The organism is Nonomuraea sp. ATR24, from assembly GCF_041950485.1.
Lineage (GTDB): Bacteria > Actinomycetota > Actinomycetes > Streptosporangiales > Streptosporangiaceae > Nonomuraea > Nonomuraea ceibae.
Map to the genome: position 1 here is coordinate 706,809 of NZ_JBGNUU010000003.1, position 24,942 is coordinate 731,750.

The following is a 24,942-nucleotide window of genomic DNA, read 5'->3' on the forward strand; positions in this document are numbered from 1 at the left end:
ATCCTTCCCTGGACCACACCATCCCCGCTTCCCCGACGGCCTCGCCGTAGGCCGAATCGAGGCGGCAGCCTACGGACAAAATACGAAATCTACGTTTATGAATGAGTGAACTTCTACGACCGAATAAGATTCGGTCCATGGCGTTCTCTGAGATCGAGTACGAGGTGGCGGACCGGATCGCGACAGTCACATTGAATCGCCCCGAACGGCTCAACGCGTTCACCTTGACCATGCGCGGTGAGTTGATCGAGGCGTTCGACCGCGCCGACGCCGACGACGAGGTGCGCGCCGTCGTCGTCACCGGCGCCGGCCGCGCCTTCTGCGCCGGGGCCGACCTCGGCTCGGGCGGCGGCACGTTCGGCCACGTCAAGGACGCGCCGGAGCTCGTCGACGGCCACCCGCGCGACGGCGGCGGCACCGTCGCGCTGCGGATCGCGAGCTCGCTCAAGCCCGTCATCGCCGCGATCAACGGCCCCGCCGTCGGCGTCGGCGTCACGATGACCCTCCCCATGGACGTGCGCCTCGCCTCCACGTCCGCGCGGTTCGGCTTCGTCTTCGCCCGCCGCGGCATCGTGCCCGAGGCCGCCTCCAGCTGGTTCCTGCCCAGGATCGCCGGCATCGCCCAGGCCATGGAGTGGGCCGCCACCGGCCGCGTCTTCGACGCCGACGAGGCGCTGCGCGGCCGGCTCGTCTCCCGCGTCCTCGCCCCCGGCGACCTGCTGCCCGCCGCCCACGCCCTCGCCCGCGAGATCGCCGACCACACCTCCGCCGTCTCCGTCGCCGCCGTCCGCCGCCTGATGTGGTCCGGCCTCTCGGCCGCCTCCCCGTGGGAGGCGCACGCCGCCGACTCCCGCCTGATGGCCGAGCTCGGCCCGTCGGCCGACGCCGTCGAGGGCGTCACCGCGTTCCTGGAGAAACGGCCCGCCGACTTCCCCATGAAGGTCAGCCGCGACCTGCCCCCGGGCCTGCCCTCCTGGCCCGGCGATCTCTAGGCTGTCTGCCATGTACGAGACCACCGTCCTGCAGCTGCCGCCCGACTACGAGGGCGAGGTCGTCGCGACGCTGCTGTGCCGGCGCGCCGAGTCCTCCCGCAGGGCGGTCCTCTACGTGCACGGCTTCACCGACTACTTCTTCCAGGACCACCTGGCCGACCACTACGTCACCCGCGGCGTCGACTTCTACGCCCTCGACCTGCGCAAGTACGGCAGGTCGCTGCTGCCGCACCAGACCAGGGGGCTCATCAGGAGCGTCACCGAATACTTCCCCGAGCTCGACGAGGCCGTCCGGATCATCCGGCAGGACCACGACGAGCTCACGATCAACGCCCACTCCACCGGCGGCCTCATCGTCCCCCTGTGGGCCGACCGCGTCCGAGGCCGCGGCCTCGTGCAGGGCCTCGTGCTCAACAGCCCGTTCTTCGACCTCAACGTCCCGGCCCCCGTCCGGCTGGCCGCCGACCTGCTCAAGACCCCGCTGTCCTACGTCACCCGGCCGCTGCCGCTCGGCTCCAGCAGCGTCTACGGCCACTCCCTGCACCGCGACCACCACGGCGAATGGGACTACGACCTGGACCTCAAACCGCTCGGCGGCTTCCACGTGCACGCCACCTGGCTCGCCGCCATCCGGCGCGCCCAGCGGCGGCTGCACGCCGGCCTGGGCATCGACGTGCCCGTCCTCGTCCTGGCCGCCGCCTCAGGACTGCGCGTACGGGACTTCGTGCCGGAGGCGCAGTCGGCCGACGTGGTCCTCGACCCCCGGCAGATCGCCCGCTGGTCCACCGCGCTCGGCCCGCACGTCACCTGCGTCCGCTTCGACGGCGGCATCCACGACCTGGTGCTGTCGGCCGAGCCCGTACGCAAGCAGGTCTTCGCCGAGATCGACCGCTGGATGACCGCCTACGTCCACCAGGGCGACGCTCACCAGGGGAACGAGAACAGGCCGTAGTAGGCGGCGGCGACCAGCAGCAGGCCGGTGCCGCCCAGCACGCCCGCGATCGCCACGTGCTGCCAGCGGCTCGGCCGCATGCCCTCGCGCAGCCCCGACACCACCGCCGCCACGGCCGTGACCTCCTGGACGAGCATGAGCACGGCCAGCACCCGCACCACCAGCCAGCCGGCCAGCACCGCCGGCCACGCCCCGGCCTGGTTGATCGAGAACAGCACCAGCAGCATGATGAACGCCGCCACCGACACCAGCAGCCCGACGCCGGTCCACACCATCTTGGCCAGCCTGCGCCGGATCGGCGGCCACAGCCGGGCGTTCACCTCCGGCGTGTGGTGACGGCCGCGCAGCCGCACCACCATCGCCGCGACCGGCCCGGCCACGTACCCGACGGCCGCCAGGCAGATCGTCAGCCCCAGCATGGTGCCGCCCGCGTACCACGGCGCCGCCGGCACGTCGCTCGCCTCGAACCGCTGCACCGGCGTCGCGCCCGCCACGTGCACCGCCGGGACCGCCGTGCCCGGCAGGCCGAGGATCCAGTTGGCCATCGTCTCCAGGTAGCCGGCGGTGAACTCGCCGCCGTTGATCCGCATGGCGTGGTCGCCCCGGTCCATGAAGCGGATCGTGTACTTCTCGTTGCCCGCCGCCTTCATGGCCCGCATGAGCGCGTTGGTGGACTCCACGAACGGGATCGACGGGTCCGTGGTGCCGTAGAAGGCCAGCACCGGCTGGGTGATGCCGTTGAGCGCGGGCTGGGCGTCGTAGCGCAGGAAGTCGAAGCCGACCACGCCCATCGCCCGGGTCAGCAGGTCGCGTACGCCGATCGGGGCGCGCAGCCGCAGCAGCTGCTCGTTGAGCGCCCAGGCGACCTGCCGGAGGGGGGAGACGTTCGGCGACGACACCAGGATCACGAACCCGACGCTGTCGCTCTTGGCGGCGGCGATCGGCACCACCCAGCCGCCCTCGCTGACGCCCCAGATGCCGATCCGCGCCGGATCGACGTCGGGGCGGGTCTTCAGATACTCCACCATGCGCAGCACGTCGTCGGCCAGCAGCCCGAAGTCGCGGTCACGGAAGTTGTAGCCGACCGAGCGCTTGTCGAACGCCAGCGTCACCACGCCCGCCATCGACAGGAACTCCGCCTGCGGCTCGAACTCCGTCCGCGACCCGTTGCCCGACCCCGACACGAACACCAGCGCCGGATAACGCCCCGGCGTCAGCGGCGCCCGTACGGTGCCCTCCAGCGTCTGCCCCTCCGCCGGGACCGCGATCTGCTCCTCGCCGTAGAGCGAGGACGCGTTCACGTGGCGCAGCTCCCCCTGGGGCTGCGGCGGCAGGGCCTGTAAAGCGGCATCGACCTTGAGCGGCGGCGGGTCGAACGCGGGAGGCAACACGTAACCCACCGACGCGAGAGCCACCAGTAACAGACCGGCGGCAACGCTCAAAGTGCCACGGCCAGTCCGCATCGGCCTCCCCATGTGCGTTGGTTTGCCCGCTGATCTTCCAGCCTACTCCCAGCCGGTGTGGCCACATGTGTCGGTGGGGCCTGTTAGCTTCCTGGGAATGCGGATCCTGCACACCTCCGACTGGCACCTGGGGCGCTCGTTCCACCGCGAGAGCCTGCTGTCCGGGCAGGCGGCGTTCGTCGACCACCTGGTCGAGACGGTGCGCGCCGAGGAGGTCGACGTGGTCGCCGTCGCGGGCGACGTCTACGACCGGGCGCTGCCGCCCGTCGACGCCGTGTCGCTGTGCAACGAGGCGCTCGGCCGGCTGCGCGACGCCGGGGCCAGGACGATCCTCATCAGCGGCAACCACGACTCGGCGCGGCGGCTCGGATTCGGCGCCTCGCTGTTCGACGCCTCGGGCGTCCACCTGCGCACCGACCCCGACCGGGCCTGGGAGCCGGTCCTCGTCGGCGACGTGGCCTTCTACGGCATCCCCTACCTGGAGCCCGAGCTGGTGCGCGGGCCGTGGGAGCTGGCCTCGCGCGGCCACACCGCCGCGATCACCCACGCCATGGACCGGGTGCGCGCCGACGCCGCCCGCCGCCGCCACTCCGTCGTCCTCGCCCACGCCTTCGTCACCGGCGGGCAGGCCAGCGACAGCGAGCGCGACATCAGCGTGGGCGGCGTCGCGCAGGTGCCGCTGACCGCGTTCGACGGCGTCGGCTATGTCGCGCTCGGCCACCTGCACGGCCGCCAGCGCATGTCGGAGACGGTCCGCTACTCCGGCTCCCCTATCGCCTACTCCTTCTCCGAGGCCGGCCAGGTCAAGGGCATGTGGCTGGTCACGTTCGAGGACGGCGGCTTCACCGGCGCCGACTTCGTGCCCGCCCCCGTGCCCCGGCCCGTCTCCGTGCTGCGCGGGCGCCTCGACGACCTGCTCACCTCCCCGCGTCACGCCGACCGCGAGGACCACTGGCTGCAGGTCGTCCTCACCGACCCCGTACGTCCCCGCTCCGCCATGGACCGGCTGCGCGCCCGCTTCCCCCACACGCTCGCCCTGTCCTTCGACCCCGAAGGGGACCGCGCCGCCCCCGCCCCCGTGCGCCTCAGCGGCCGGCCCGAGGCGGAGGTCGCGCTCGACTTCGTCAGGGAAGTACGCGGCGAGCCTGCCGCACCCGACGAGGAACAGCTGCTAAGACAGGCGATCGAGGCATCCCGGGCAAAGGAGACGATGGCGTAGATGCGGCCGCACCGGCTCTCGCTGACGGCGTTCGGCTCCTTCCCCGGGTCCGAGACCGTCGACTTCGACTCCCTCGCGGAGTCCGGCCTCTTCCTCATCCACGGGCCCACGGGCGCGGGCAAGACCACCGTCCTCGACGCGCTCTGCTTCGCCCTCTACGGGCAGGTCCCCGGCCAGCGCAACAGCGCCCGCAGCCTCCGCTGCGACCACGCCCCCGCCGGCACCGGGCCCTCGGTCACCCTGGAGGTCACGCTCCGCGGCCGGCTCCTGCGCATCCGGCGCTCGCCCTCCTGGCAGCGCCCCAAGCTGCGCGGCACCGGCCACACCGAGGAGAAGGCCAAGGTCATCGTCGAGGAACGCACCGGCGCCGCCTGGCACGGCCTCACCACCCGCGCCGACGAGGCCGGCGACCTCGTCGGCGGGCTGCTCGGCATGAACGCCGACCAGTTCTGCCAGGTGGCCATGCTGCCGCAGGGCGACTTCGCCCGCTTCCTGCGCGCCTCCGGCGACGACCGCCACAAGCTCCTCGGCCGCCTCTTCACCGTCAAGACCTTCACCCAGGCCGAGACCTGGCTGGCCGACCACCGCAAACGCGCCTGGCGCGACCAGCAGGACCTGCGCCGGCAGGTCGACTACGCCGTCCAACGCCTCGCCGAGGCCGCCACCGACCTGGCCCTGCCCTCGCCGTCCACCGAGGACCATGCGACCCAGCTCGCCTCCTCCACCGGCGGCCACTCCGGGGCGTCCCCGGAGGACGAGGGCCGGGAGACGGCGCTGCCCGGACCCGAGGACGATCCGGTCGAGTGGGCCGGGGCGCTGCTGGCCGCCGCCCAGGCCGCCGTGCTGACCACCGCCGAACGGCATGCCGAGGCCGAACGGGCATGGCGTTCCGCGGGCGCCCGCTTCGAGGAGGCGTCCGCCCTCGCCGCCCGGCAACGCCGCCACGCCGAAGCCCTCACCCTGCGCCGCACCCTGGACGAACGCGCCGAGGAACGCGCCGAGCTCCAGGCGATCCTCGACGACGCCGCCCGCGCCGACCGCGTCGTCCCCCTGATCACCGCCGCCCGGCACCGCGCGGAGGCCGCCACCAAGGCCGCCACCCTGGCCGCCGACGCCCTGACCCGCGCCCACCCGCTCCTCCCACCCCCGAGCGCAACCCCCGCTGCGGGCAGCCATGCTGTCGCCGGGCCGCAGGTCGAGTGGCTTGCCGGGCTGGAGAGGCAGCGGCGGGCCGAGAGCGCCCGCCTGTCGGAGCTGCTCACCGAAGAGGCCCGCCTGCTGGTCGTACGCCGTGACCTGGGCAGGGTCGAAACCGAGCTGGCCACCCTCGAACGCGACGACGAGGCCACCACCGCCCGCCTGGCCGAGCTGCCGCACCTCCTTCAGCAGGCCGAGACGCAGCTCGCCCGCGCCCGCGCCGACGCCGCCCGGATCCCCGCCGTGGAGGCCGTACGGGATGCCGCCGCCGACCTGATCGAGGTCGACGGCAAGCTGGCCCGCGCGGCGGCGGAGCTCGACGACCTGGCCGAGCGGGAGGCCGAGGTGGCCGCCGCCGAGGCGGAGCTGCCCGCCCGGGTCGCGGAGGCCGCCGCGAGGCTCGACGGCGTACGGGCCGAGGCGGCGGCGATCCCGGCGGCCTCGGCGGCGCTCGACGCGGCGAGGGCGGCGCTGGCGGCGGCCCGGCGGCGTGACGCACTCGCGGCGGAGCTGGAGTCGGCGTCGGCGCACCACCAGACGCTGGTCGACCGGGCCCAGGGGCTGCGCGAACGATGGCTCGACATCCGGCAGGCGCGCATCGAGGGCATGGCGGCCGAGCTGGCCCGTGACCTGTCCGACGGGCTGCCGTGCGCCGTGTGCGGCTCCGACCACCACCCGCATCCGGCGTCCCCCACGGAGGCCGCCCCCTCGCCGGACGACGAGCTGGCCGCCGAACGCGAGCACGAGGCGGCGCTCGCCGACCGGGAGGCGGCCGAGCGGACGCTGGCGTCGCTGGAGTCCCGCCTGGCCGACGCCGAGGACGCCACCGGCGGGCTCGACGCCGCCGAGGCGGAGGCCGCGGCGGCACGGGCCGAGGACGAGCTGGCCCGCCTGCACGCGATCGCCGACCGCGAGCCCGCGCTGGCCGCCGAGCTGGAACGCATCGAGGCCGAACGCGACACGGTCAGGGACCGGGCCCGGGAGATCGGCGAGGCCCTGGCGGCGCACCGCTCCCACACCACCCACCTGCACGCCGAACGCACCCGCCTCCGCACCCGCCTGGCCACCATCCACCCACCCCTCGAACCCCCCGCGCCCATCCCCACCGAAACGACGGCGACCGACACCCACGACGGGCTCACCGTGCCTTCTTCGGAAGCGGAGGCGCACGAAGGGGCCGCGCCCTCTACGGAAGCCGAGGCGTACGAAGCGGTCGATTCGCCGACGCTCTCCTCGGAAGCGGAAGCGGAAGCGGAAGCGGAAGCGGAAGCAGAAGCAGAAGCAGAAGCAGAAGCGGAAGCGTTCGAAGGGGTCGAGCTCGATGCCGTGCGGGTGTTGGAGTGGGCCCAGGCGGAGTTGGGGCGGCTGCGGGCGGCCGCTGCGCGGGAGGGGGAGCTGGCCGGGGCGGTGGCCGGGCTGGCGCGGGAGCGGGAGGCGTTGCAGGAGGACGCCCGGCGGGTGGCCGCGAGGCTGGCGGCCGGCCGGACACGGCAGGAGGAGCTGAGCGCCGACGCGGCCAGGCTGGCGGCGCGGCTGGACGAGGCGCGCGGCGGCGACGAGACGATCACCGCCCGCCTGTCGAGGCTGAACGACGAGGCGGAGCTGCTGCGGGAGGCGTGGGAGGCGACGCGGGCGGCGGCCGTGGCGGAGGGGGAGCGGTCCCGGGCGGCCGAGGCGGCGGAGGAGGCGGCGCGCGAGGCGGGGTTCGCGGACGCGGCGGACGCGGAGGCGGCGGCGCGCGGCGCCGCCGAGCGCGAGGAGAAGGCCGAGACGCTGCGCCGGCTCGACGCGGAGCACGCCGCGGTGACGAGCACGCTGGAGGACCCGGAGCTGGTGGCCGCGGCGGCGCGGCCGGCGCCGGACCTGGCGGGGCTGGCGGCGGCGCGGGACGAGGCGGAGCGCGTCCACACGGAGCTGGCCTCGGCCCGCGACCGCGCCGGGGCCAGGCACGCGCGGCTGCGGGAGCTGAAGGCGGAGCTGGAGGGCTGCGTGGCGCGGTGGCGGCCGGCGGCCGACCGGCACCGGCTGGCCGAGCGGATGGCGTCGCTGGCCAGCGGCACGTCCAGCGACAACCAGTGGAGCATGAGCCTGTCGTCCTACGTGCTGGGCGAGCGGCTGCGCCAGGTGGCCGACGCGGCGAACGAGCGGCTCGACCACATGTCCGGCGGCCGCTACCTGCTGCGCCACGACCTGGCGAAGACCGCAGGGTCACGGGCGCGCTCGGGCGGCGGGCTGGGGCTGCGGGTGTACGACGGGTGGACCGGGGTGGAGCGTGACCCGGCGACGCTGTCGGGCGGCGAGAGCTTCATCACCTCGCTGGCGCTGGCACTGGGGCTCGCGGACGTGGTGACCGCAGAGGCGGGCGGCGCGGAGATCGGCACGCTCTTCGTCGACGAGGGGTTCGGCACCCTGGACGAGGACACGCTCGACGGCGTGCTCGACATCCTCGACGGGCTGCGGGACGGCGGCCGGGCGGTCGGCATCATCAGCCATGTGGCCGAGCTGCGCACCCGCATCCCCGCTCAGCTCAGGGTCGCCAAGACCCGCACCGGTTCGACGCTGTCCGTCGTGGGGGGATAGTCACGAATCAGCAGGTGGTAGCGTTCACGTACCACTTCACAAGATGTAAGACCACATAGTGAGACGTACATGACGCAATCCCCCCGAAGTGAGGCCCCCAGCCGGACCCGGATCGCGGCCGCCAGCCTGGCCGGCACCGCCATCGAGTTCTACGACTTCTACATCTACGGCACGGCGGCGGCGCTGGTGCTGAACACCGCGTTCTTCCCCGAGATGGATCCGCTGGCCGGGAGCCTGGCCGCGTTCTCGACGTTCGCGGTGGCGTTCATCTCCCGGCCGCTCGGGTCGGCGCTGTTCGGGCACTGGGGCGACCGGATCGGGCGCAAGTCCATGCTGGTCGTGTCGCTGCTGGTCATGGGGCTGTCCACGATCGTCATCGGGCTGCTGCCCGGCTACACGGCCATCGGCGTCGCCGCGCCGGTGCTGCTGGTGCTGCTGCGGTTCACGCAGGGCATCGGGCTCGGCGGCGAGTGGGGCGGCGCGGCGCTGCTGGCCACCGAGCACGCGCCGCCCGGCAAGCGCGGCCTGTACGCGATGTTCCCGCAGCTCGGGCCGTCGGTCGGGTTCATCGCGGCCAACGGCCTGTTCCTGATCCTCGGCGCGACGCTCACCGACGAGCAGTTCGGCTCGTGGGGGTGGCGGGTGCCGTTCGTGGCGAGCCTGCTGCTCGTGGTCGTCGGGCTGTACGTGCGGCTGAAGATCTCCGAGACGCCGGTCTTCCAGGCGGCGATGGACGAGCGGCGGATCGCCAAGGTGCCGTTCGCCGGCCTCATGCGCCACCAGTGGCGGCGCGTCCTGCTCGGCGCCGGCGCGATGGTGATCGCGTACACGCTGTTCTACACGGCCACCACCTACTGCCTGGCGTACGGCACCGGCACGCTGGAGATCCCGCGCACGACCATGCTGGCGCTGACGATGATCGGCGTGGTGTTCATGGCGGCGGGCACCGTGGTGTCGTCGATCGTGTCGGACCGGCTCGGCCGCCGCCGCACGCTCATCACCGGCACGTCCGTGGCGATCGCGTGGGGGCTGGTGATGTTCCCGCTGATGGAGACCCGGTCGGTGCCGCTCGTCGGCGTGGCGCTGGCGGGCGCGCTGGCGCTCATGGGCCTGGTGTTCGGGCCGATGGGCGCCTACCTGCCGGAGCTGTTCCGCACCGAGTTCCGCTACAGCGGCGCCTCGGTCGCCTACAGCCTGGGCGGCGTGCTCGGCGGCGCGGTGCCGCCGCTGGTGGCGACCAGCATGCAGGCGAGCGGCGTCGGCGTGTTCGGCGTCGGCGTGTACGTCTCGGCGATGGCCGTGCTCAGCCTGCTCTGCCTGATCGCCCTGCCCGAGACCGGCGACGAGACCCTGTAGACCCCGGGAGACCCGGTCGCGTAGACCCCGGGAGACCCGGTCGCGGGCCGCTACACCGGCCCGCCGACCGGCTGGGCCGGCCGCTCCACGTAGGCGGCCAGCGCCCGCACCCGCTCGGCGTGCTCGTCGTGGCCGACGATCACCGGCGGCTCGTTGTACGGCATCGCGTCGGACGAGCGCCGCAGCTTGATGTACTGGCCGCAGGCGTCGATCGCGTACGGCTCCATGTCGTCCTGCAGCGCGCCGATCACCGTGATCCCGTACGTCTCGCCGATCCGCCGGAACAGCGCCACCGCCTCCCGGCGATGCTCCTTGCCCAGGTTGCGGCCCAGCTCATCGAGCACCAGGCACAGGTGGCCGCCGCCGGAGGAGGCGATCGCCGCCGCGCACACCAGCTTGACCGCCTTCTCGTCCATGAGCGCGGTGTTGGCCCGCCGGTTGTACGGGACGAAGCCCTGCCCCTCGCCGCGCCGCCACTTCGGCGTCACCCGCCACTGCCAGCGCTGCTCCGGATCGGCCGGCGCGGGCGGCACCGGGAACTCCAGCGTCGCGCCGTAGCCGCCGTAGGAGGTGTCGAGCTTCTCGAACTCCTCCGCCACCCGCTGCAACCGCGCCTTGATCGCCGCCGTCAGCGCCGCCCGGTGCACCGCCGTCGACTGCGCCGCCTCCTCCGCGCCCTTGTCGGCTGCCGCCAGGTCACGCTGGCGGGACACGATCTGTGCCTCGATCTGCCGCCGCTGGTGCTTCTCGTACTCCTCCTGACCCCGCAGATAGGACGCCAAAGCACCGCACACCGCCGCGAACGTCGCCTGCTCGCGCGCCGTGCTGCCGCCCCGCTCGTCCAGCAGGAACCGCAGCTCCTCCGGGATCTCCGCGTCCTCCTCCGGGAACGTGTCACGCAACGCCTGGTCGAACTGCCGCTCCGCGGCCCGCCACCACTCGTCGGCGGTGCGGCCCCGCTCCTCCTCGGGCAGCGCCCGCACCCACTCGCCGGCCGTCTCGACGGTGCCGCCCCACTCGGCGGCCAGCGCGTCGAGCCGCAGCGCCTCCCGCTCGCCGCCGACCCGCGCCTCCTGCTCGCGGGCCTGCGCCCGCTCCGCCTCGTGCCGCTGCCGCCTGCCCTCCAGCCGCTCGATCTCCATGTCGCGGGTCCGGGCCCGGAAGTCGAGCGAGGACGCCTGCCGCTCGGCCTCGGCGACCTGCGGCGTCAGCTCCTCCAGCGCCGCCGTCAGCTCGCCCAGCCTGGCCCGCCGCTCCGCCAGCCGCCCTTCGAGCTCGCCGAGCCGCACGCCGGCCCTCGCCCCGTCGAGCCGCCGCTGCGCCTGCGCGACCGTCTCCTCCGCGTCGTGCACGGCCTGCGCGGCCGTCTCCTGTACGTCCATCGCCCGGTTCAGCCGCTGGCCGGCGGCCTTGATGCGCGCCTCCCGGCCCGTCGCCACCCCGTCGAACGCCCCCACCACGCTCACCCCGGCGGCGCTGACCAGCACCGAACCGGGCAGACCGGACAGCGCCTCGGCGGCCTCGCCCAGCTTGGCGGCGTCGACGACCACCGCGTGCTCGCCCGGCCAGCCGCGCAGCTCGTCCACCCGCAGCGAGCCGCGGGCCTGCTCGGCCACGTCCAGCGCGTCCAGCAGGCCCGTCGCGCCCACGCCCGCCGCCGCCAGCGCGTCGAGCTGCGCGGCGGCCGGGCCGCCCTCGGCGTCGTCCAGCGCCGCCCGGGCCGAGGCCACCTCCTGGTCGGCCACGCCCAGCGCCTTGAGCGCCTCGTTCAGCCGCAGCCGCGCCGCCGCCAGCTCCCGCTCCGCCGCCGGCACGTCACGCCCGTCGGCGAAGCGCCGCGCCTCCTCCAGCGCCGGGATCATCCCGCGCAGCTCGTCGGCCGAGTTCTCCGCCACGGCCCGGTCGGCGTCGAGCTTGGCCGCCCGCGCCTGCAACGCCGCCAGCTCCCTGCGCGCCTCCGTCACGCCCCGGTCCAGCGAATCGTCCTTCAGCGTCGCGATCTCCGCCTTCACCAGCGCGATCGCCTCCGCCGCCGCCTCACCGGCCGCCCGATGCCGCGCCAGCTCACCGGCCAGCGCCTCGTCCTTCGCGGCGGCGTCGGCCAGCTTGCGCGCCTGCCGCCCCCGCCAGCACCGCAACGCCTCGGCCAGCCGTACGCGCGCCTGGTCGCGCCGGTCGAACGTGGCCAGCAACGCCTTCGACTCCGCCTCGAACTCCGCCAGCCGCTCACCCGCCAGCACCGCCCGCACCCGCTTGGCGTGCTCGTCGCGCCGCGCCTCCCGCTCCTGCTCCAGCTCGGCGTCCAGCCCCGTCAGCGCCGCGATCGCCTCGAACACCCGCTCCGGCGAGATCTCGTTCAGCGGCTGCGACAGCAGGTTCGTCGCCACCTTGCTGCGCACGCTCGTCGACAGGAACGACACGCACCGCACCCGGTCGCCGTACAGCACCTTCGTCAGGTCACGCGCCACCACGTCCCGCCGCCCCGCCGACCGCGGCAGCGAACCCCACAGCTCGTCGGCCCGCGCCACCCGCTCCGCCTCCGACGCCGCCGCGGCCAGATGCACCCCGGCCCGCCACCGGATCTCCAGATGCGGAGCCTCCTGGTTGACCCGCAACCAGACCGTCACCGGCCCGCTGGAGTCGTCCGGCACCTCGAACAGCTCCCCGTCGTCCCCCGCCGCCGCCACCGGCTCGGCCGGAGCCGCGAACTCCCGCATCCCCGGCGGCCCGAACACGCCCACGATGTAGCCGTGATCGGCGCTCGCCCACTGCCGCGCCCCGGCCCCGCTGGCCAGCTCCGCGTTGAACAGCAGCTCCGACACCGCCTTCGCCCCCGACGCGAACCGCCACTGCTCGTCACCCAGCAGCGCCGTGATCGAGGCGATGAACGAGGACTTGCCCGCCCCGTTGGAGTCCTTCGGGCCCGCCCCCGCCACCACGATCAGCGTTCCCGGCACCGTCGGCACCGGATGGGTGGACAGGCGGGAGATGTTGACCGCTTGCACAGCGACCAGCACGCGATCCCCGACGACGTTCTCCACCTGCGCCACTTCAGCTCCCCGTAACCTTCCATGCGTCCTGATCCGCGTTCTGATCTGCGTCCTGACCCACGGCCCCGCTCGTCCGGCGGGCCGTCCCGCTCGTCACCTGGCCGTCCTCCGAGCCCGTACGGCCGCCGCCAGCGGGGTGTCGGGGCCCGCGGCCAGGATCAGCTCCTCCTGCAGCCGCCGCCGCGCCGCCGGGGTGAGCCGGTGGAACTGCGGGCCAGGAACGTAACCGCCCGCCTCCTCACCGGCCTTCACCTGCGTCAGCAGCCCGGCGTGCCGCAACGTCCGCAACGCCGACTCCAGCTCGCCGATCGGCAACTGGGTGTGGCGGCGCAGCTCGTCCACCGGCGTCGGGTGCGGCGACAGCCACGAGTCCTCCGGCAGCAGGCCCTCGGCGCGCGGGATCGCCACCGAGTGCACCAGCACCAGCGTCAGCACCGCCCGCTCACTCTCCCCGAGCCCCTGCCCCGGCCCTTGGGCCCCGCTCCTGCCACCTCCGGCGTGCGCGGGCCGATCCGACCGCCGTCCGTCCACGCCCGGCTCCGACGGCTCGGCGTCGGCGGGCTGCTCCGCGGCGGGGGCGCGGTGCAGCGCGGCGATCTCGTCGTCATAGCCCGAGATCCAGCGCTCACGATGCTGGACCAGCACGCGACCCCGCCGGGCCAGCATCGCCGCCAGGGTGTGGCGCAACGCCGGGTCGCGCAGAGCGGCGAACCTCGCCTCCTGCACAGGCTCGGCGGCATGCTCCACCACCATGAACGCGGCCACCAGCTCGGCCCGCCGCCGCTCGTCATAGGCGTCCAGCAGATCGCCGAACTCGGCCACCCCCGCCTCCACCCGCCCCCCGGCCCCGGCAACCCCCTCCACCAGAGAGCCCTCCGCCCTAAGCCGCACGTCCTGCGCAGGCTGGGCGTCGGGTACGGGCTGGGCGTCCGGCACGGGTTGCTCGTCCTGCGGGGCCTGCGCGTCCCGGTCGGCCTGGACCGGGTGCTCGTCGTGCGGCTGTGTGTCCCGTACGGGCTGGTGGCCCTGTGGGGGGTGCCCGTCCTGCACCGCGTCCGGCTGCCCGGGCGGGGGCGGGTTGTGGGGCTCGGTCGTTTCGGGGGCGTCGTGGCCCAGGGCGGGGGTGGACGGTGTCCGCGCTGGTGGGGCCGTCGATAGCGGTACCGCTATCGACGGCGGCGCCGGGCGGGCGGCGGCGACCAGGTCGGCGTCGGCTACGACCGTGAGGGCCCGGCGTTCCGGCTCGGGGATGCGGCGGACCAGCTCCTGGAGGACGGCGTGGGACTCGACCGGCCACAGGGCGCAGCGCGGCCCCAGGGAGACGATGCCGTCGGACATCGACACCCAGGCCGAGTCGTGCAGGCGGCGCAGCGCGCCGATCGCCCAGTTGCGCATCAGGTCGTCGGTGCGGCCGATCAGCGCGCGGTAGGTGTCGAGCACGCGCTCCAGCGGCGCCGGGTCGCCCGGCCACGGGTCGGTCGCGTGGTCGCTCCAGCAGCACTTGAGCACGGCGGCGAGGACGCGGCGGGTCTCACCGGAGCGCTCCACGGGCATGGGCGGGACCTGGTGCTCCTCCAGCAGCGACGGCGTGACCCCGTCGGGCCATACGGGGAGTGCCTGGCCGGTGGAGTCGGGCCTGGTCAGCCGGGTCATCCCGGCGGGGGCCGCCTCCATAGCGCCCAACGTCAGCGGTCCCTCGACCCTGGCCCGCGCATGCGCCACCGCACCGGCCGTCACCTGCGACGCTGCCTTCAAGGCCGTGCCTCCCGCCCGGCGCCCCTCCCGAGGGGGCGATCCGGCCGGCGCGCGGCGGCCGTCCTCGGAGGAGGGCCCGGACAGCGTACGCCCCCCGTCCGGGGAGGACCATCCGGGCGTCGTACGGCGCGCGTCCGACGGGGACGGGCCGGTGGCCGGAGGGAGCGGGTCCGACGGTGGGTGGTCGGCAGGGGGCTGGGGCGGGGTGGTCATGGGGTGCGCTCCAGGTGGCCGTGGGAGAGCCAGGCAGGCTCGCGGGACGGGTCGATGGTGAGGCCGTCGGACCAGGCCAGCCGGTAGGGCAGTTCGGGACGCAGGTCGATGCTCGTCAGGTCGGCCAGCAGGCGCCGGGCCGAGGGCCAGTCGGAGTCGATGACGTCGGCCAGCGCGACCCGGGAGGCGCCGCCGAGCAGGGACTCGGCCAGGGCGGTCAGGCGTTCGGCGGCGGCCGTGGGTGAGGAGTCGAGCGAGCCTTCGGGGCCGGGGTCGGGCAGGGTGGAGCGCGGGGGAGTGGGCTGGGCGGGGGCGGGGCGCGGGGCCTCGTCGACGGCGCGGGCGATGGCGGCGGGGTCGTGCCAGGGCGCGGGGGCGTCGAAGAGGAAGCCGTCGAGCACGGCGGCGAGCCGCTCCCTGGACGCCGTCTGGGCGAAGGTGCGCCACGTCTCGGTGGGCAGGAGCGTGAGGTTGCGGGTGGTGCCCGCGGAGTCGGCGAGCCGGCCGGCGGCGCGGCGGGAGGCGTCGCTGTAGGAGTAGATGGCGGCGCGCAGGTCGGTGCAGACGCGGTCGAGCTCGGGCCAGCGGGTGAGGATGGTGCCGTGGAGGCTCTGGGCGCGGTGCGCGATCTCCTCGGTGCCCCACAGCTTGGGGGCCTGCTCGCGCAGCTCCTCGATGGTGCCGGTGGTGAGCGTGATCAGCTCCAGCGCCCACAGGCGGAAGGCGCGGGCGAGGTTGACGGCGCTCTGCCGGGCTTCTTCCATGGTGGTGCGCGGGTCGGCGACGTTGAGGTCTTCGAGGGCGAGCAGCCGGTGCATCTCCGACTGGCCGCCGTCGTCCATCATCCGCCTGATGAACATGAGCCCGACGACGCTGGTGAACGACGCGCGGTAGCGCAGCTGGTTGGGTTTGGGGAAGACCTCGCGGATGGCGCCGAGCCCCTTGAGGACGCGCAGCCGGTTGTCGAACTGGTCGGCCGGGTGGGCGCGGCAGGCGAAGCGCATCTGGTCGTGCGTGAGCCATTCCTCGCCGGCTTCGGCGAACGCGGCGAACAGCGTCTCGGCGATGTCGACGAGCGCGGGGTCGTCGACCACGGCCCCGCTGTCGCGGGCCAGGGCCGCGAACATGCGGCGGTAGGTCGACAGCACTGCCTCGTCGGTGAGCGCGGAGTCGAGGGTCAGGGGCTGCTCTGGCACGCGCACTAAGGTACGGCCTCGCGCCGACATTCCTTGCCCGCATGCGCGTGCTACCGGGGCACGCTAGGGTGACCCCTGATACATACGGGGGCAAACGCACAGTAATCAGTACGACGGAGTGAGTAATCGCATGCGCGTACTCCGAGGCGATCGGGCGACGGCTCTGATCGCGGGGGCGGCGGCGGTCATCCTGGCTGGGGCGGCGGCGTTCTTCGGTGTGGGCGTGTCGAGCGCCAACCCGAAGCTGGCCGACGTCGGAGCCTGGCTCTGGACCGCCGCGCGAGGCAAGATCGTGCACGTCAACGGCCTCTCGGGGGAGGTTGACGGCTATCTCGACGACAAGGCGGGCAAGCAGCTCAAGGTTGTCCAGGACGGCTCGCACGTGCTGCTGGTCGACGAGCGCACCGGCTACGTGAGCCGGATCGAGCCCAGCCAGCTCACCGTCACGCAGTCACGCGACTTCGGCGCGGCCGGCGTGCAGCTCGCGCTGTCGGGCGACACCGGTTACGCGGTGAACCCGAAGGGCGAGGTCCAGCGGATCGACCCGCTCACTCTCAACACCGTGGGCGCGCCGCTCGCGCTGCCCGGCCCGCTGGGCGCGGCCCGCATCGACGGCGCCGGCACGCTGTGGGTGCCCGTCACCGCCAAGGGCGAGGTGGTGCCGGTGTCCGGCGGCGTGGCCCGTACGCCGGTGAAGGTCGGCGAGCCCGGCGAGGAGCTGGCCGTCACCATCGCGGGCTCGGTCCCGCTGATCGTCAATACGCGCGCCGCCACGGCCACGCTCGTCGGCGCCGACGGCGGCGTGGGCGAAATCCTGTTGCCGAAGGAGGTCGCGCAGGCGGCCGAGGGCGGCGTGCTCACCCCGGCCGGCACCGAGGGCCCGCTGGTGCCGGTGCTGACGGCGGGCGACTCGGGGCTGCTCGTGGTGATCGACACCGCGTCCAACTCGGTGCTCACCACCCGGTTCGAGGCGTCCGACCCGGCCGCGCTCGGCGTGCCGCAGGTGCTCGGCTCCAAGGTGTACGTGCCGGACCGCAGCAGCGGCGCCCTGATCGTCTGGGACAGCGCCGACGGCGGCCGGCCCACCACCCTCCAGGTGGCGCAGGGCCCCGGCGAGGTGGAGGTGTTCGTCAAGGACGGGCTGCTCTGGGCCAACGACGAGAACGGCGACAAGGCCATCGTCATCGACCCGGAAGGCCGCAAGCACGACATCGACAAGGACGACTCCGACGTCCCGGGCCCGACGAACACGCCCAGGCCCAAGACGCCGAAGCCGGAGCCCACGCAGACCCAGGAGCAGGAGCAGCCCGCCACGTCCGAGCCGGACCCGCGTCCCACCCGGACGGAGGAGGTGGAGGCCGAGCCGGACCCGGAGCCGACCCGTACGAGGACCAGGAAGCCGGTCGCGACGCCCACGCCGACCCCCACGCCCACGCCCACGCCGTCCGCGACGCCGCCCGGCAAGCCGGGGGCCGTGACCGCCAGGACCGGGCCGGGCCGGGTGGACATCAGTTTCAGCCCGTCCGCGGGCGGCGAGGTGGAGCGCTACACGCTGAAGGTGGACGGCGGCGACGGCAGCGTCACGCCGCAGCAGGTGGACGCGGGCGGGCCGTTCCGGTTCGAGTTCACCGGGGGCGACTGCGCGGGCGAGTACACGTTCACCGTCGTCGCGCACTGGTCCGGCGGCGAGGTCGCGTCCGACCCGAGCGCCGGGGTCAAGCCGTGCGTGGCGCCTGGCCCGCCGTCGGGCTTCGCCGCCAAGGCCAAGAACCGGGGCGCCGACCTAAGCTGGAGCGCCCCGGAGAACGCCGGCCAGGACGTCACGTACGTGCTGTCGGGCGCGGCGGACAAGGACGGCATCAGCGGCACCTCGTACGGGGTCGAGGGCCTGAAGAACAACCAGAAGCACACGTTCACGCTGAAGGCGAAGAACGCGGCGGGGGAGAGCCAGGAGGCCGTCACCGCCGAGGTGGACCTGGCCTACCCGAGGCACGCCTACCAGAACGCCTACAACGACGAGACCAACACCAAGATCAATTCGTGTGCCACGGGGAACTGCCAGATCGGCCAGATCGACCAGGGGAAGTACCTCAGCCTGACAGTGATCTGCCAGGTCAAGGGCATGTCGGTCAGCGAGAAGCAGTCCGGGGAGACCAGCGACATCTGGAACAGGATCGAGTGGAACGGCGGCGTCGGCTACATCAGCGACACCCTGATGAAGACGCCGCGCGGCGGCTTCCCGGCGGCCCCGCTCTACGAGTGCACCGACTGAGAAGGGGACTCGGTTGACGCATTACAGCCACCAGCAGCACGGTCACGAGCAGCCCGCGCAGCTCGCCGGCCAGTTCGCGCAGCGCTTCCAGCTGCTCGCGACCAACATCGAGCACGTCATCCGCGGCAAGCGCGAGGCCGTCGAGCTGGCGCTGATCTGCCTGTTCGCCGAGGGGCACCTGCTCATCGAGGACGTGCCGGGCACCGGCAAGACGACGCTGGCCCGGTCGATCGCGGCCAGCGTGGACGCCGAGTGGCGGCGCGTGCAGTTCACGCCCGACCTGCTGCCCAGCGACATCACCGGCGTGTCGATCTTCAACCAGGCGCACCAGAAGTTCGAGTTCCACCAGGGGCCGGTGTTCGCCAACATCGTGCTCGCCGACGAGATCAACCGCGCCTCGCCGAAGACGCAGGCGGCGCTGCTGGAGGTCATGGAGGAGCGCCGCGTCACCGTGGACGCCGAGCCGCACCCGGTGCCCCGGCCGTTCCTGGTGGTCGCCACGCAGAACCCGGTCGACATGGACGGCACCTACCCGCTGCCCGAGGCCCAGCTCGACCGCTTCCTCATGCAGATCTCCGTCGGCTACCCCGACCACGCGTCGGAGGTGCAGGTGCTCAAGGGCATGCCCACCGGCCCGCAGGTCGAACGGCTGCCGGTCGTCGCCCGCGCCTCCGACGTCGCCGGGATGATCGACTTCGCGACCCGCATCCACGTCGCCGACCCGGTCTACGACTACATCGTGGCGCTCTGCGCGGCCACCCGCACCAGCCCGCACCTGCGGCTCGGCGCGAGCCCGCGCGGCAGCCTGGCCCTGCTGCGGGCCGCCCGGGTCAAGGCCGCCGCCGCCGGACGCCACTACGTGGTGCCCGAGGACGTCAAGGCGCTGGCCGTGCCCGTGCTGGCCCACCGGCTGATCCGCACGCCCGAGGCCGAGCTGCGCGAGGTCACCGCCGCCGGGGTGCTCGGCGAGCTGCTCGCCGGGATGCCCGTGCCCCAGGCGGCCTAGTGCTGACGCCGCTCGGCTGGGGGACGCTCGCCGGCTCGGCCGCGCTGTACGCGGCCGGGTTCGCGCTCGGCTACCCGGAGCCCGTCGTGCTCGCCACCGGCGGCCTGCTCGCGCTGGCCGCCGCGCTCGCCTGGACCGCGCCCAGGCCCAGACTGGAGGTGCGGCGCGAGGTGACGCCGCTGAAGGTGCCGCGCGGCGAGGCCGCCGTCGCCGTCCTGCACGTGCGCAACCTCGGCGGGCGGGGCCTGAGCGGGCTGCGCGCCCACGACCGGATCGGCGCGTCCGAGCACGCCGTGGACCTGCCCCGGCTGCCCAGGGGCGGCACCAGGACCGTCTCGTACCCGCTGCCCACGCAGGTGCGCGGCGACATCCCGATCGGCCCGCTGACGCTCGTGCGGGCCGACCCGCTGGGGCTCACGCGCCGCGTCAGGGAGTACGGCGAGGCCGCGAGGCTCCTGGTCCGCCCGCGCACGGCCGCCCTCACGGTGCCGCCGTCCGGCAGGGCGCACCACCTGGAGGGCCCGGCCAGCGACAACGCGCCCAGCGGCACCGTCACCTTCCACACGCTGCGCGAGTACGTCGTCGGCGACGACCTGCGACACGTCCACTGGCGCTCCAGCGCCCGCACCGGCACGCTCATGGTCCGCCAGCTCATCGACGCCAGCCTGCCCACGACCACGGTCGTCCTCGACACCCGCGACCTCACCGAGCTCGCCGTGGACGCCGCGGCCTCGGCGGCCGTCGCGGCGGCCGGGGCGGGGTTCCCCGTCCGGGTCGTCACCGGCGACGGGCCGGTGGCCGAGACCAAGTCCGACGGCGAGCTGCTGCTCGACCGGCTCGCCCTGGTCGGCCCCGGCACGACGGGCGTCACGGAGGCGATGCGGCTGGCGCGCGGCGGCGGTTCGCTCGTCCTCGTCACCGCCGACCCCGCCGAGGCGGGCCGCGTCGCCGGTGTCCGCCGCCGCTTCGACCGCGTCATCTGCGTGTACGTGGGCGCGGGAGCCGTCAGCGCGCCCGGCGTCACCGTGATCCCGCTGGCCGAGCTCGACGCGCTGCCGCTGCTGTGGGGGGCCAGATGACCCCGGCGACCCCGACGACCTGGCACCGGCTCGCCGGTCTCGCGCTCGTCGCCGCCCTCGCCGGGACCGCCGGGTGGGGGTTCCACCGGGTGTTCGCCGGCACCGGGCTGATCCTCGCGCTCGTGCCCGCTGCCGTCGCTCCCGCGCTGGTCGCGGCCCTCACCCGGGCCCGGCCGCTCTGGCTGGCGCTGCTGCTCGACGTGGTGCTGTGGTTCGCCGGGACGATCCCGCTCTACGGCGGCCCGGCCCCCGGGGTGTTCGCGGACGTGGCCAACGCCTGGCAGGGGCTGCTCACCACGCTGCTGCCCGCCCCGCCGGAGCCGCGCCTGCTCGTGCTGGCGCACACGCTCGTCTGGGCCGCCGCCGTCATCGGCGCCGAGGTGCTCAACCGCACCCGCACCCGCCTGGCCGCCGCCCTTCCGGCCCTGGTCGTGTACGGGGTCGCGCTGCTGCTGGGCGTGGACGGCGAAGGCTCCAACCTGCCGGTGGCCGGCGCCCTCCTTGTCCTCGTCGTCGCCCTCGCGCTGGTCAGGGAGGGACGCCCGGCGCTCTGGCTGCTCGCGGGCGTGCCCGCCGGGGCCGCGCTGGCCGCGCTCGCCCTGGTCGCCGGGCCCCTGCTGCCCATTGCCGCCGAGCCGTACAACCCGCGCGAGAACGCCGAGCTGCCGCCGCCCCGCCGCGTCGACAGCGTCAGCCCGCTCGACCGCGTGTCGGCGTGGCTGCAGATGCCCGCCCGCGACCTGTTCACCGTCAAGGCCGACAAACCGCTCAACTGGCGGCTGGCCGTGCTCGACCGCTACGACGGGGTGCGGTGGACGTCCGCCGCCCGCTTCCAGCCGACGGGCGGCCGGGTGCCCGAGGGCGAGTGGGACGGCCCGGCGGAGACCGTACGGCAGAGCGTCACGTTCAGCGGGCTGCCGGGCACCTGGCTGCCCGCGGCCGAGCGGCCGGTCGAGGTCACGGGGGTGCGCGGGCTGGCCGTCGACCCCGGCAGCGGCGCGCTGATCGCCGAGGTGAAGCCGGGCAAGGGCTTCGCCTACCAGGTGACCTCGCGGGTGGCCAAGCCGTCCAAGCAGGACCTGCTCGACGCCGCGCCCGTCGCCGACGCGTCGCTGACCGCCTTTCCCGCGGGGCCGCAGCGCAAGCTGTTCACGGAGCTGGCGCAGGAGGCGACCAAGGGCGCGGACGCGCCGATCAAGCAGGCGTACCGGCTGCAGAGCTACCTGCGGGCCAACGCCGGGTACGACGTCACCGCGCCGCCGGGGCACTCGCTCAAGGGGCTGGAGTTCTTCCTGGAGACCACGCACCGGGGGACGTCGGAGCAGTTCGCGTCGGCGTTCGCGCTCATGGCCAGGACGCTCGGGCTGCCGTCGCGGGTGGTGGTGGGCTTCCGTCCCGGCGAGGCCGGTCCTGACGGCGTTTATCACGTTAAATCGGGACATGTGATGGCGTGGGCGGAGATCAAGTTCGACAAGCTCGGCTGGCGGCCCTTCTACCCCACACCCGGCCGGAGCGGCTCCAAGGACGACCACGACGTGGTGTCGTCCGCCATCCAGGAGAGCGAGAAGCTCGCGGGCGAGTTCACCCAGGGCGGCACCAGCAAGCCCAAGCAGTCGCGCCCGACCCGTACGGGGACCGGCGACGCGTCCGAAGGCGGCCTCCCGCTCTGGCTGATCGCCCCGGCGGTCCTCGCCGTGCTGCTGGTGGCGTACCTGGGGGTGGCGGCGGCGCGGCCGTGGTGGCGCAGGCGCGCCCGCCGCAACGCCCCCGCACCGGGGCAGCGGGTGCTCGGCGCGTGGCGGCAGACCTGCGACGACCTGGGGCTGCGCGACGCGCGTACGCTGACCGCCGAGGAGGTCGTGGCCCGCTCCGGCGCCGTCAGCCCCGACCTCCGGCCGCTGGCCGACATCACCAACTTCGCCCGCTACGCCCCCGAGGACGTCGGGTCCGCCGCCGCCGACGAGGCCTGGCGGCGCAGCGACGCCGTACGCCTGGCCGTACGTGCCCGCACCCCCCTCACCGCCCGCCTCCGCGACCGGATCCTTCTACGATGACCGGCATGCGCAGCGTGGAAGCCCAGCTCCTGCACCGCCCGCCGGGACTCGGCGCCGGCGACGTCGTCCGGCGCCTGCTCGCCGTGCAGGCCCAGGACATCGTCTCCGCCCTGCTGGCCTTCCGCGCCCGCTCGGCGACCCTCACCCGCGCGGACGTCGAGGCCGCCTGGCACTCCAGGGAGATCGTCAGGACGTGGGGGCCGCGCGGCACCCTCCACTTCGTCCACCGCGACGACCTGCCCTGGGTCCACGCGCTCACCCGCAACGACACCGCCGCGCGGCGCCGCCTGGCCCAGGAAGGCGTCACCGGCGACGACCTCCTCCCGCTGATCGGCCGCGCGCTCGCCGGCCAGGGCCCGCTCACCAAGGCCGACCTCGCCGAACGCCTGGCGGGCCGGGCGAGCGGCCAGGGCATCGTCCACCTGGTCGCGCTCGCCGCCCACCACGGCCTCGCCGTCCTCGGCCCGCCGCGCGGCGGCAAGCCCACGTACGTGCACGCCGCCGACTGGCTCGGCGCGCCCGTCACCCCCGAGCCGGACCGCGACCGCGCCCTCGCCGAGCTGGGCCTGCGCTACCGCCGCGCCCACCACCCGGCCGGGCCCGAGGACCTGGCCGCCTGGTCGGGCCTGTCCCTCGGCGCCGCCCGCGCCGCCTGGCGCGCCCCCGCGCCAGCCGCCCCCGCCCCGCAGGAGCCGGTGGTACGCCTCGCGCCCGCCTTCGACGAGTATCTGCTGGGCTGGAAGAGCCGCGACCCGATCCTCGCGCCCGAGCACGCCCGCGCCGTCTTCCCCGGCGGCGGCGTCCTGCGCCCCGTCGTCATCGCCGGCGGCCGGATCGCGGGCACCTGGACGCGCAAGGCCGCCGCCGTCACGGTCACCCCGTTCGCCGACCTCGTCGACCCGGGCTCCCTCGATGCGGAGATCGCCGACGTCCGCCGCTTCCTGGGCGCGGCGGGCTAGCTCGCCGGGCGGGCGCCCCTGATGCAGGCGGGCTTGGACCAGGCGACCGTGCTGCTCTCCGCGATGTCCAGCGGGACGCCGACCACGAAACAGTAGCCCTGGTCCGGGTCGAGGCCGCCGATGCGGGCCGAGGTGGCGCCCGCCTCCACCGGGGTGAGCGGCTGGCCGCCCTTCTCCACCGGAGAACGCTGCACCACCACCGGGTAGCGGCGGGCCTTGGCGGTCAGTGCCCACGACAGCTCGACCAGCGCGCCCCGGTCCGAGGTGACCTTCACCTGGCGGGGGGCCAGCGCGGCGACACTGCGCCGGTCGATCGTGGGAGCCTCCGACTGTGACTGGGGCTCCGACGTGCCGGACCGGGCCGTGGGCAGCGTGGCCGGAGGGTCGGCGCGTTGCAGGGAGAGCCACACGGCCAGGACCGTGCCCGCCACGGCCACGGCCGTGACGCTCGCGGTCACCGCCACCTTGACGCCCAGCCGCGAGGTCCGCTGCGGGGGAGGGGGCTCGTACCCGGCGGGACGGGTGACGCGCGGGGCCGCCGACTGCTGCCACGCCGTCGCGCCCCCGGCCCCGCTCCCGGTCCCGGTTCCGCCCGGCGCCCCCGGACCCGCACCGGGCGGCGGACCGTACGACGCGGGCTGCGGGACGGTGGGCTGCGGGACGACGGCATGGGGGGCGGCGGCCTGAGGGACCGCGACCTGAGAGGCGGCAGGCTGAGGGGCGGCGGGCTCGCCGAGGAGGTCCGTCACCGGCAGCCCGAGCTCCGCCTGCACCTGCCGCAGCCGCTGCCCGAACTCGCGCGCCGACCCGTAACGCAGCTCCGGCTGCTTGGCCATCGCGCGCAGCACCGTCCGCGTCACCACGGGCGGCACGTCGGGCCGGTCGATCGGCGGCGGCTCCGCGCTCAGCACCCGGTACATCAGCGGCGCGATCGACGGGTCGGTCGGGCTGTGGAAGGCGGGCTGCCCGGCCAGCAGGTGGTAGAGGGTCGAGCCGAGCGAGTAGACGTCGGTGGACACCGAGTGCGGCTGCCCGGTCAGCACCTCGGGCGCGGCGTGCAGCGGCGTGAACGCCTGGGAGGTCGCGGAGATCTCCGCCGAGTCGACGACCCGGGCCACGCCGAAGTCGGCCACGGCCGGCTCCCCGTAGCGGGAGATGAGGATGTTCTGCGGCTTGATGTCGCCGTGCAGGACGCCCGCCTCGTGCACGGCGGCGAGCGCGCCGGCGAGCTTGACGCCGGTGCGCAGCACCTCGGCCACCGGGAACGGGCCCTCGTTGCGGAGCTTGTCGCGCAGCGAGCCGTTCTCGAAGAAGTCCATGGCGATGTACGGCTTGCCGGAGCGGGTCACGCCGGTGTCGAAGACCGTCACCACGTTGGGGTGGCCGGTGAGGCGGCCGGTGAGCTGGAGCTCGCGCTGGAAGCGGCGCATCGTGCGCTGGTCGACGCGGTCGACCGACAGCACCTTCAGCGCCACGACCCGGTCGAGGCGCTCCTGGTAGGCGCGGTAGACGACGGCGAACCCGCCCTGGCCGGCCTGATCGAGTACCCGGTAACCGGGCGCGTCCTCGACTGGCAGCACAACTTCCCCCCTGTCACGG

15 protein-coding genes are annotated in these 24,942 nt (G+C 74.5%); 10 read left to right on the forward strand and 5 right to left on the reverse strand.

Translation table 11 applies throughout. The annotated features are described in order from the left end of the window. Nucleotides 1-137: 137 nt before the first annotated feature. Together ACBI99_RS10865 and ACBI99_RS10870 are read left to right on the forward strand one after the other, a co-directional pair. Nucleotides 138-992 carry a crotonase/enoyl-CoA hydratase family protein gene (locus ACBI99_RS10865; RefSeq protein WP_357590814.1) on the forward strand — a complete coding sequence of 285 codons (855 nt, stop codon included), beginning with the start codon at nt 138-140 and terminating at the stop codon, nt 990-992. A gap of 10 nt (nt 993-1,002) precedes the next feature. Then, complete coding sequence (locus ACBI99_RS10870; protein ID WP_357590812.1) at nt 1,003-1,944, forward strand: alpha/beta hydrolase; 942 nt, start codon at nt 1,003-1,005, stop codon at nt 1,942-1,944. Here the strand turns inward: ACBI99_RS10870 and ACBI99_RS10875 are convergent. Continuing rightward, entirely contained in the window at nt 1,917-3,359 is a 1,443-nt protein-coding gene (locus ACBI99_RS10875; protein ID WP_375072217.1) for an alpha/beta hydrolase family protein, read from the reverse strand. The genes ACBI99_RS10870 and ACBI99_RS10875 overlap by 28 nt on opposite strands. Before the next feature lie 145 nt (nt 3,360-3,504). Here ACBI99_RS10875 and ACBI99_RS10880 point away from each other — a divergent pair, with 145 nt between their 5' ends. The 3 genes from ACBI99_RS10880 to ACBI99_RS10890 all read left to right on the forward strand — a co-directional run bounded on the left by ACBI99_RS10880 (nt 3,505) and on the right by ACBI99_RS10890 (nt 9,759). Then, on the forward strand, nt 3,505-4,626 hold the full coding sequence (locus ACBI99_RS10880) for an exonuclease SbcCD subunit D (RefSeq protein WP_375072218.1): 1,122 nt from the start codon (nt 3,505-3,507) through the stop codon (nt 4,624-4,626). Further along, nucleotides 4,627-8,403 (forward strand): AAA family ATPase, encoded by a 3,777-nt coding sequence (locus ACBI99_RS10885; protein ID WP_375072219.1) that lies wholly within the window; start codon nt 4,627-4,629, stop codon nt 8,401-8,403. 69 nt (nt 8,404-8,472) lie between these two features. Then, nucleotides 8,473-9,759 (forward strand): MFS transporter, encoded by a 1,287-nt coding sequence (locus tag ACBI99_RS10890; RefSeq protein WP_219519581.1) that lies wholly within the window; start codon nt 8,473-8,475, stop codon nt 9,757-9,759. 50 nt (nt 9,760-9,809) lie between these two features. Here ACBI99_RS10890 and ACBI99_RS10895 read toward each other — a convergent pair whose 3' ends face one another. The 3 genes from ACBI99_RS10895 to ACBI99_RS10905 form a co-directional block, all read right to left on the reverse strand. Next, on the reverse strand, nt 9,810-12,809 hold the full coding sequence (locus tag ACBI99_RS10895; protein ID WP_219519579.1) for a chromosome partitioning protein ParA: 3,000 nt from the start codon (nt 12,807-12,809) through the stop codon (nt 9,810-9,812). A gap of 93 nt (nt 12,810-12,902) precedes the next feature. Then, nucleotides 12,903-14,483, reverse strand: a complete 1,581-nt coding sequence (locus ACBI99_RS10900; RefSeq protein WP_375072220.1) for a hypothetical protein — start codon at nt 14,481-14,483, stop codon at nt 12,903-12,905. 290 nt (nt 14,484-14,773) lie between these two features. Beyond that, entirely contained in the window at nt 14,774-15,973 is a 1,200-nt protein-coding gene (locus ACBI99_RS10905) for a hypothetical protein (RefSeq protein WP_308126077.1), read from the reverse strand. A 130-nt stretch (nt 15,974-16,103) separates the two neighbouring features. Between ACBI99_RS10905 and ACBI99_RS10910 the strand changes: the two genes are divergently transcribed. The 5 genes from ACBI99_RS10910 to ACBI99_RS10930 are packed head-to-tail and all read left to right on the forward strand — an operon-like array spanning nt 16,104 to nt 23,343. Beyond that, nucleotides 16,104-18,245: a hypothetical protein gene (locus ACBI99_RS10910; protein ID WP_375072221.1), complete on the forward strand. Its 2,142-nt coding sequence runs from the start codon at nt 16,104-16,106 to the stop codon at nt 18,243-18,245. A gap of 13 nt (nt 18,246-18,258) precedes the next feature. Beyond that, on the forward strand, nt 18,259-19,251 hold the full coding sequence (locus ACBI99_RS10915; protein ID WP_364168861.1) for a MoxR family ATPase: 993 nt from the start codon (nt 18,259-18,261) through the stop codon (nt 19,249-19,251). Further along, entirely contained in the window at nt 19,251-20,330 is a 1,080-nt protein-coding gene (locus ACBI99_RS10920) for a DUF58 domain-containing protein (RefSeq protein WP_375072222.1), read from the forward strand. The genes ACBI99_RS10915 and ACBI99_RS10920 overlap by 1 nt, the downstream gene beginning before the upstream one ends. Further along, nucleotides 20,327-22,384: a DUF3488 and transglutaminase-like domain-containing protein gene (locus ACBI99_RS10925; RefSeq protein ID WP_375072223.1), complete on the forward strand. Its 2,058-nt coding sequence runs from the start codon at nt 20,327-20,329 to the stop codon at nt 22,382-22,384. Before ACBI99_RS10920 ends, ACBI99_RS10925 begins: the two co-directional genes overlap by 4 nt. A 5-nt stretch (nt 22,385-22,389) precedes the next feature. After that, nucleotides 22,390-23,343: a winged helix DNA-binding domain-containing protein gene (locus tag ACBI99_RS10930; protein WP_375072224.1), complete on the forward strand. Its 954-nt coding sequence runs from the start codon at nt 22,390-22,392 to the stop codon at nt 23,341-23,343. Here ACBI99_RS10930 and ACBI99_RS10935 read toward each other — a convergent pair. Continuing rightward, nucleotides 23,340-24,923 (reverse strand): serine/threonine-protein kinase, encoded by a 1,584-nt coding sequence (locus ACBI99_RS10935; RefSeq protein ID WP_219511702.1) that lies wholly within the window; start codon nt 24,921-24,923, stop codon nt 23,340-23,342. The two genes, ACBI99_RS10930 and ACBI99_RS10935, sit on opposite strands and share 4 nt — an antisense overlap. Between the last annotated feature and the right edge of the window lie 19 nt (nt 24,924-24,942).

Excerpts from the sequence above, each read along its gene's own strand:
- ACBI99_RS10865 (WP_357590814.1), top strand. The coding sequence starts at position 138 with ATGGCGTTCTCTGAGATCGAGTACGAGGTGGCGGACCGGATCGCGACA.
- ACBI99_RS10870 (WP_357590812.1), top strand. The coding sequence starts at position 1,003 with ATGTACGAGACCACCGTCCTGCAGCTGCCGCCCGACTACGAGGGCGAG.
- ACBI99_RS10910 (WP_375072221.1), top strand. The coding sequence starts at position 16,104 with ATGCGCGTACTCCGAGGCGATCGGGCGACGGCTCTGATCGCGGGGGCG.
- ACBI99_RS10930 (WP_375072224.1), top strand. The coding sequence starts at position 22,390 with ATGCGCAGCGTGGAAGCCCAGCTCCTGCACCGCCCGCCGGGACTCGGC.
- ACBI99_RS10890 (WP_219519581.1), top strand. The coding sequence starts at position 8,473 with ATGACGCAATCCCCCCGAAGTGAGGCCCCCAGCCGGACCCGGATCGCG.
- ACBI99_RS10880 (WP_375072218.1), top strand. The coding sequence starts at position 3,505 with ATGCGGATCCTGCACACCTCCGACTGGCACCTGGGGCGCTCGTTCCAC.
- ACBI99_RS10925 (WP_375072223.1), top strand. The coding sequence starts at position 20,327 with ATGACCCCGGCGACCCCGACGACCTGGCACCGGCTCGCCGGTCTCGCG.
- ACBI99_RS10885 (WP_375072219.1), top strand. The coding sequence starts at position 4,627 with ATGCGGCCGCACCGGCTCTCGCTGACGGCGTTCGGCTCCTTCCCCGGG.
- ACBI99_RS10900 (WP_375072220.1), bottom strand. The coding sequence starts at position 14,483 with ATGGAGGCGGCCCCCGCCGGGATGACCCGGCTGACCAGGCCCGACTCC.